Genomic DNA, 7,106 nt, shown 5'->3' with positions numbered 1-7,106 from the left:
ACCTTTTCGTCGACGAGCTCGGGCCCGACGAACGTGTAGTTCGCGCCGCGCGGCGATTTCAGGAACCCGATCGCGGCCTGCACTTCATCCTGGAGGGCCGCGTCGAGGCGGCCGGCGATCAGGTCGGCATACACGCCGTCCTGGTTCTGGTACGACACGACGTTCGCGCCTTGCTTGCCCCAGTACGCCTTCGCATACGTTTCCTGCGTCGTGCCCTGCTCGACGCCGATCGATTTGCCCTTCAGCGATGCGGCGGTCGGCAGCAGCGACGAGCCCTTCTTCACGACGAGCCGCGTCGGCTGGTTGTAGATCTTCGTCGTGAAGCCGATCTGCTGCGCGCGCTGCGGCGTGATCGACATCGACGACAGCACCGCGTCGAACTTCTTCGCCTTCAGCGCCGGAATCATCCCGTCGAAATCGTTCTCGAGCCACACGCATTTGGCCTTCAGGCGCGCGCAGATCTCGTTGCCGAGGTCGATGTCGAAGCCGACGAGCTTGCCGTCCGGCGCCTTCGATTCGAACGGCGCGTAGCTGGCGTCGGTGCCGAAGCGGATCGTGGTCCAGTCCTTCGCGACGGCGGGGCCTGCGGATACCGCGAGCAGGGCGATCGAAACAGCGGCAATCAGTCTCTTCATGGTGCGTTCCTTGGCATGGTGCATCCGGTTTCCGTGCGACATGGTCTCCACGGACACGACCCGCGCCGTGACGCGGTGTCCGCCCGGCCATTAAGGCAGAAAATAAAATAAGAGTCCAGAATGGACAAAAAATATCGATTTGTCGGACGGGCTTGACGATCGTTGGGTGCGACCCTTGCAAAAATACGAGAATGGACTAATCTTGTTAGTAAATTCGTTTCGAGACTAACCGTCATGTCACAGCCCGCCTATGAATCGCATTCCGCCTTGCCGCACGCTTCGGTCGCGCAGATGTCGGCGGCCGGCCTGCGTGCGTTTTTCAACATCGCGCGCGACTGGGAACTGACGATCGACGAGCAGATCGTGCTGCTCGGGTCGCCCGGCCGCTCGACGTTCTTCAAGTGGAAGGCCGCGCCGGAATCGGCGCGCCTGCCGCGCGATACGCTCGAGCGGCTGTCGCTCTTGCTCGGTATCTACAAGGGCTTGCAGATCCTGCTGCCGCAGCCCGCTGCGGCCGATGCTTGGGTCAAGCGGCCCAACGATGCGGCGCCGTTCGGCGGCAAGCGCGCGCTCGACCGGATGCTGGCCGGCAACGTCGGCGACCTGGTGGCCGTGCGGCAATATCTCGATGCGATGCGGGGTGGCTGGGCGTGACGACACCGATCGAAGTCACCCGGTGGCCCACGACCACCGTCGACTGGGCGCCCGCCTATCGCGTGATTCCCACCCGTTTTCCGGCCATCAACCTGTTCGACCGCGTCGCGTCGGCGGACGATTTCGACGCGCTCTACGCGCTCGAATCGCTGACCAACGACCGCATCCGCAACGAAGTCGGCACGCTCGAGCTCGTGCCGCCCGCCGAGCGCCGCTACGGGCAGGGCTGGGGGCCGATCATGGCCGCGTTCACGCACCTGAATCCGCTGGGTAGCCGCTTTTCGGACGGCAGCTACGGCGTGTTCTACTGCACGCGCTCGCGCGATACGGCGATCGCGGAAACGCGCTATCACAGCGGGCTGTTCCTCGCCGCGACCAAGGAGCCGCCGATGCGCCAGCAGATGCGGCTCTATACCGTGCTCGCGCACGGCGACGTTGCCGACGTGCGCACGTGGCCGCAGCGCGATCCCGCGTTGCTGGACCCGGTCGACTACAGCGCGGGGCAGGCATTCGGCCGCGCGGTGCGCCAGGCGGGCGGCGCGGGGATCGTCTATCCGTCGGTGCGCGACCCGCGCGGCGAATGTCTCGCCGCATTCCGCACGACGCTGCTGCGCGACTGCCAGCATGCGGCCTATCTCGAATACAACTGGAACGGCTCGGCCGTCGATGCGGTGTTCGAACTGAATCAGGTCGGCTAGCGTTTGCTTGGCCGGGCGCGGCGGGCGTTGCATTGCGCGGAGCGGACACCGACCGGCCCGTCACGGCAGCGGCCAGTCGCCCGCGTGGCGTTCGCGCGCCTCGGCCTGCGTCATCGACCACGTGCGGCCGGTGCGCGGCTCGGCGAGCGTGAGGCGCCCGGCCGGCGCGAACGCACCCGTGTCGATGAACCATTGCGCGCCGATCCGTTGCGGTTCACGCACCGGCGTGTGCCCCGTGCAGGTCAGCGACAGTCCGGCCTGCCGCGCCGGATCGGCGAGCCCCTGGATCAGATCGCGGCCCCAGATCAGCCGCTCGCGCACGTCGTGCGGATAGCTGCCGGTATCGAGCTCCGCATCCGAGCCGAAGAATTCCGCATGCAGCACGTTGAAGCGCGCCGGGCCGTCGCCGATCACGCGCACGAGCGGCAGCGCGTCAACGCGTGCCGCATGCGCGTGCAGCCGTTCCGGCGGCAGGTCGGCGCCCCAGTCGCCGCCGATCCCGCGCCACGCGTCGGGCGGCAGCTTGCCGCGTGCGACGAGGCTCAGCACTTCCTCGTGATTGCCTCGCACGACGTGGCACCACGGCCGGTCGAGCAGGTCCAGCGCGGTTTCGGAGGCCGGGCCGCGGTCCACGAGATCGCCGACCGAGAACAGCCGGTCGCGGGCCGGATCGAAGCGGACGTCGTGCAGCAGCGCGCGCAGCACGTCCACGCAGCCGTGCAGGTCGCCGACGACGAAGTCGCGGCCGGCCGGGTTCGCGGGATGGCGGCAGAGCAGGGCGGTGGCGGTCATCCCCTTATCTTAGGCGCTCGTGCCCATCGCCACGTCACGACGGAATGGCGATAATCGGGGCGCGTTACCCGCCGGCGCGGCGGCTTTCCCGCGCACCGGCCGAACCCTTTCCATCCGCTTTCGGAATCACACGATGACGCTTTATCCGCAGGTATTACGCAACCGGCCGCGCATGGTCGCGGCGTTCGTCGCCGGCGTGCTGTGCGCGGTGCTGCTGCCGTTTCCGCTGCGCCCGACCGCGCGGGCGCTGATCGGCTGGGATTGCGCGGTCTGGCTGTACCTCGTGCTGATGTGGGTGCGCATGGTGACCGCGCATCATCACAAGGTGCGCGAAGTCGCGGTCCGCGAGGACGAAAACGCGACGACCGTGCTGACCGTCGTGTGCCTCGCGACCGTCGCGAGCGTGGCGGCGATCGCGATCGAACTCGCGACCGCCAAGAGCGTCGGCTTCAGCGCGGGGCTCAGCCACTACGCGATCACGGGCGCGACGCTGTTCGGCGCGTGGTTCCTGATCCCGACGATCTTCACGCTGCACTATGCGCGGCTCTATTACGGCTCGCCGAGCAACGATCGCGCGCTCCGTTTCCCCGACCGGAACCCGGAGCCCGATTACTGGGATTTCCTGTATTTCGCGTTCACGCTCGCGGTCGCGTCGCAGACGGCCGACGTGTCGCTCGCGAACCGCTCCGCGCGGCGCTCGGTGCTCGCGCAGTCGATCCTGTCGTTCTACTTCAACATGGCCGTGCTCGGCTTGTCGATCAACGTCGCGGCGGGGCTGCTGAGCTGACGCCGGTTACTTGAGCAGGTCGTACCGGCCGCCGCGCTCCAGCGCGCGCTGGTACGCGGGCCGCGCATGGATCGTGTCGAGAAAGCGCGCGATCGCCGGATACCGGCTGCCACCGCCGCGCGCGGTCGCGGCTTCGAGCGGAAAGCTCATCTGGATGTCGGCCGCGCTGAAGCCGTCGCCGACGAACCAGCCGCTGCGCGCCAGCGCACCGTCGACGTGGCCGAGATGCAGGTCGATCTGCGGATCGACGAAACCCGACTGCAGCGTCGCGGCGATCTTGCGTGCGATCGGCCGCGCGAAGAACGGCATCGGCGCATGCGCGATCCGCAGCGCGACGAGCTTGAGCAGCAGCGGCGGCATCGCCGACCCTTCCGCGTAGTGCAGCCAGTACGTGTAGTCGTGCCGCTCGGGCGAGCCGGGCGGCGGCGCGAGGCGCCCGTTGCCGTAGCGTTCGACCAGGTATTCGATGATCGCGCCCGATTCGGCGAAGGTGCGGCCGTCGTCGGTCACGACAGGCGACTTGCCGAGCGGATGGATCGCGCGCAATTCGGCCGGCGCGAGCATCGTTTTCGGATCGCGTTCGTAGCGCACGATCTCGTACGGCACATCCAGTTCTTCGAGCAGCCAGAGCACGCGCTGCGAACGCGAGTTGTTCAGGTGATGGACGGTGAGCATGTCGAGGCCGGAAGGGGGCGGGAACGCCATCATACCGAGCGCGCGCGGCGCATTCGCGAATCGTGTGGTGCGCGCCGTGGCGGGCCGCTTCGAATCGTCAAGCGCGCCGCACCGCGATCCACGCGCCCCAGAACAGGCTCGCGAAAAAACGCAGCGGCGCATCGAAGCCCGCGTCGCGCAGCAGCGCGAACACGGCTTCCTCGGACGCGGGCGGATCGGCGCCCTGCAGGATCTTCGCGAGTTGCGCGCGCACGGCGTCGGACGTGGCGCCCTTCATGCGCCAGCGCTGCTGCCAGGCGTCGAGCAGGCGCGGGTGGTCCGCGTAGCGGCGATGGTTGCCGGCGAGCACGAGCGGCGCGCCGGGCTTCAGTCGCCGCGCGATCGCATGCAGCAGCGCGGCTTTCGCGTCGTCGCCCGGCACGTGATGCAGCACGCCGATCAGCGTCGCGCCGTCGAACGCGGGCGCATCGGGCAACGCGTCGACGCCATCCTCGACGAACGCGGTACGCGCGCCGAAACCCGCGGCTTCGACATTCGAGCGCGCGAGCGCGAGCATCGGCGCGGACGGGTCGACGGCCGTGAATTGCCAGCCCGGTTCGAGCGCGGCTGCTACGCAGATTTCCTGCCCCGTGCCGCCCGCGCCGGCCACGAGAATCCGGGCATCGGTCGCACCGATCGCCGACGCGAGCATGCAGGCGGCGAGTTCGTGACAGGCATCGTAGCCGGCGAGCGCGATGCGCGATTGTTCGGCGTATTCGTGCGCGCGTGACGGATCGAATTTCGCGGCGCTGGCGGGAAGCGACATGGCGGGTTCCTTTTGACGGGAGCGGACGACGTGTCCGCGAGCATGACGCGCAGCGTATGTGCGCGCGGCCGGCGCAACAAGACGGGCAATCATTCCGGTATGCCGACTACCCGACTCGCGGGCGCATGCCGCTTCGTTTCCGGCGGCGGTTTCCCGGGGTCGATTCGCATTTAAAAATGTCTGACCACACCGCATCGCGGTGGCGAATCCGGCGCATACTCGTTTCTCTCCCCCCGCCTGGCCGTCGCATGCCGGGCCCCGATGCGCTGCGCCAGTGGCGCGGCCATGCCGCTCGGTACGCACGAGGAGCGCATGATGTCCGATTGTCCGCATGATCCGTACGCGCAGCACTACATCCATTGTTTGCCGTTTGGCGCGCAGCCCTGCGGCGCGCTCAGCACGACGCCGCGCACGCATTTCCGCGTGTGGGCGCCCGGCAGCACCCACGTCCAGCTCGAACTGAATACCGGCTACGGCCCGATGCTGGTGCCGATGACGAGCGCCGGCCCGAACTGGTTCGAAGTGTTCGTCGACTGCGGCGCGGGCGCACGTTACCGCTATCGTCTCGACGATACCGTGTCGATTCCCGATCCCGCGTCGCGTTCGCAACCCGAGGGGCTCAACGGGCCGAGCGAGGTCGTCGATCCGCGCGCGTTCACGTGGCGCAATACGTTCTGGCACGGGCGCGCATGGGAGGACGTCGCGCTCTACGCGATCCGCCCGCACGCGGTGGGCGGCTTCGACGCCGTGCGCCGCCGCCTGCCGCAGCTCGCGCGCCTCGGTGTGACCGCGCTGGAGCTGCTCGCGTCGCCGCACGACAGCCTGCCGTTCGCGCCGCTCGCGGCCGAAGGCGGCCCCGACGAGCTGAAGGCGCTGATCGACGCCGCGCACGGCTACGGTCTCGCGGTGCTGCTGGAGCTCGACTACGCGCGCTTCGGCAGCGGCACCGACGCGCTGCGCCACTATGCGGGGCCGTTCTTCCATACGCGCGACGATCCGCTGCAGGCCGCGCCGCTCGCGCTCGATCATCCGGAAGTCTGCGATTTCTTCTGCGACAACGCGCTGTACTGGATCGATGAATACCGTTGCGACGGGCTGCGCCTGCGCGAAGCCGACCGGATCGGCGTGTCGTGGCTGCGCGAGATCGCGGATCGCGTGCGCGCCGCCGTGCCGGCCGACCGGCTGATCCACCTCGTGCTCGGCAGCGAGCGGCATCCGGCGCATCTGGCCGATACCCATTTCGACGCGCAGTGGAACGGCTGCGGCGAACGTGCGCTGCACCGGCTCACGGGGCGTGACCCGTCGGCGCATGAAGGCATTTCCGCGCACCAGTCGATCCACACGCTCGCCCGCGCGCTGACCGCGGCCGGCGCGGCGTACCAGCCGGCCGCGTCGTCTGACGGGATGGGCGCCGACGGTGGACTGTCGCTGACGTCGCTCGTGCTGTCCGATGGCGCATGGCGCGACGGCGGCCCCGGCGATCCCGGGCAGGCGGCCGGTCTGGCCGCGCTCGCGCTGTCGCTGCTCACGCCGCAGATCCCGCTGATCTTCGACGAGACTGCGCGCGACATCGATCGCGCGCATTTCGTGCAGTCGGCGCTCGCGGTGCGCGCGAAGCTGATCGCGCCGCGGCTGTCCGATTGCCGGCCGCAGGCAGCCCATGCGCTGAAGGCGGACGGCGACGGCGATGCCGACGCGCTGTGCGCGTCATGGCGGCTCGCCGACGACGAGACGTTGACGATCGCGTTGAACCTGTCGCCGGATGCGGTGCCGTTCGATGCACCGGGCGGGCGGGTGGTGTTCGAGACGCCGGCGCGCGCTCGCGACCGGGTCGATGAAGGGGAATTGCCGCCGTATTCGCTCGTCGCGTGGCTGACCGGCGACGTCAATCGCTACGCGCTGACGCACGACGTGCGTCGCCTCGACGACGGTTCGTGGCGCGGCATGCGTCCGAACCTGAACGCATGAGCCGGTGAACGCGTGAAGCAGTGCGGCCGGCCGCGGTCGTACGCAGCCGGCCGCCTGCCGGAAAGCACCGAATTACCAGAACCCGCGTATGC

General features: G+C 68.8%; 8 protein-coding genes. 4 read left to right on the top strand and 4 right to left on the bottom strand.

The annotated features are described in order from the left end of the window. Positions 1-635: transporter substrate-binding domain-containing protein (locus JMF90_RS16675; RefSeq protein WP_201325238.1), on the bottom strand; the 635-nt coding region annotated here is incomplete at its 3' end. A gap of 234 nt (positions 636-869) precedes the next feature. Between JMF90_RS16675 and JMF90_RS16670 the strand changes: the two genes are divergently transcribed. After that, on the top strand, positions 870-1,289 hold the full coding sequence (locus JMF90_RS16670; protein ID WP_011548179.1) for an MbcA/ParS/Xre antitoxin family protein: 420 nt from the start codon (positions 870-872) through the stop codon (positions 1,287-1,289). After that, positions 1,286-1,987 carry an RES family NAD+ phosphorylase gene (locus JMF90_RS16665; RefSeq protein WP_011548178.1) on the top strand — a complete coding sequence of 234 codons (702 nt, stop codon included), beginning with the start codon at positions 1,286-1,288 and terminating at the stop codon, positions 1,985-1,987. Before JMF90_RS16670 ends, JMF90_RS16665 begins: the two co-directional genes overlap by 4 nt. A gap of 60 nt (positions 1,988-2,047) precedes the next feature. Here JMF90_RS16665 and JMF90_RS16660 read toward each other — a convergent pair whose 3' ends face one another. Further along, positions 2,048-2,779, bottom strand: coding sequence for a metallophosphoesterase (locus tag JMF90_RS16660; protein ID WP_011548177.1), 732 nt, complete (start codon positions 2,777-2,779; stop codon positions 2,048-2,050). Between the two features lie 133 nt (positions 2,780-2,912). Here JMF90_RS16660 and JMF90_RS16655 point away from each other — a divergent pair, with 133 nt between their 5' ends. Then, the gene (locus JMF90_RS16655) at positions 2,913-3,566 is read left to right on the top strand and encodes a DUF1345 domain-containing protein (RefSeq protein ID WP_011548176.1); all 654 of its coding nucleotides are present in this window, start codon (positions 2,913-2,915) and stop codon (positions 3,564-3,566) included. A 6-nt stretch (positions 3,567-3,572) separates the two neighbouring features. Here the strand turns inward: JMF90_RS16655 and JMF90_RS16650 are convergent, their stop codons facing one another. After that, the gene (locus JMF90_RS16650) at positions 3,573-4,241 is read right to left on the bottom strand and encodes a glutathione S-transferase (protein WP_027808988.1); all 669 of its coding nucleotides are present in this window, start codon (positions 4,239-4,241) and stop codon (positions 3,573-3,575) included. A 97-nt stretch (positions 4,242-4,338) separates the two neighbouring features. Further along, positions 4,339-5,046 carry a class I SAM-dependent methyltransferase gene (locus JMF90_RS16645; protein WP_011548174.1) on the bottom strand — a complete coding sequence of 236 codons (708 nt, stop codon included), beginning with the start codon at positions 5,044-5,046 and terminating at the stop codon, positions 4,339-4,341. A 315-nt stretch (positions 5,047-5,361) separates the two neighbouring features. Between JMF90_RS16645 and JMF90_RS16640 the strand changes: the two genes are divergently transcribed. Further along, the gene (locus JMF90_RS16640) at positions 5,362-7,014 is read left to right on the top strand and encodes a DUF3459 domain-containing protein (RefSeq protein WP_011548173.1); all 1,653 of its coding nucleotides are present in this window, start codon (positions 5,362-5,364) and stop codon (positions 7,012-7,014) included. The last annotated feature ends 92 nt before the right edge of the window (positions 7,015-7,106 follow it).

Source organism: Burkholderia sp. E168m23 (assembly GCF_016586125.1).
GTDB lineage: Bacteria > Pseudomonadota > Gammaproteobacteria > Burkholderiales > Burkholderiaceae > Burkholderia > Burkholderia orbicola.
Note: the sequence above shows the minus strand (reverse complement) of the source record. Positions and strands in the feature narration are given on the sequence as shown.

Coding starts and splice junctions, on each gene's coding strand:
- JMF90_RS16640 (WP_011548173.1), top strand. CDS start 5,362: ATGTCCGATTGTCCGCATGATCCGTACGCGCAGCACTACATCCATTGT.
- JMF90_RS16670 (WP_011548179.1), top strand. CDS start 870: ATGTCACAGCCCGCCTATGAATCGCATTCCGCCTTGCCGCACGCTTCG.
- JMF90_RS16650 (WP_027808988.1), bottom strand. CDS start 4,241: ATGCTCACCGTCCATCACCTGAACAACTCGCGTTCGCAGCGCGTGCTC.
- JMF90_RS16660 (WP_011548177.1), bottom strand. CDS start 2,779: ATGACCGCCACCGCCCTGCTCTGCCGCCATCCCGCGAACCCGGCCGGC.
- JMF90_RS16645 (WP_011548174.1), bottom strand. CDS start 5,046: ATGTCGCTTCCCGCCAGCGCCGCGAAATTCGATCCGTCACGCGCGCAC.
- JMF90_RS16655 (WP_011548176.1), top strand. CDS start 2,913: ATGACGCTTTATCCGCAGGTATTACGCAACCGGCCGCGCATGGTCGCG.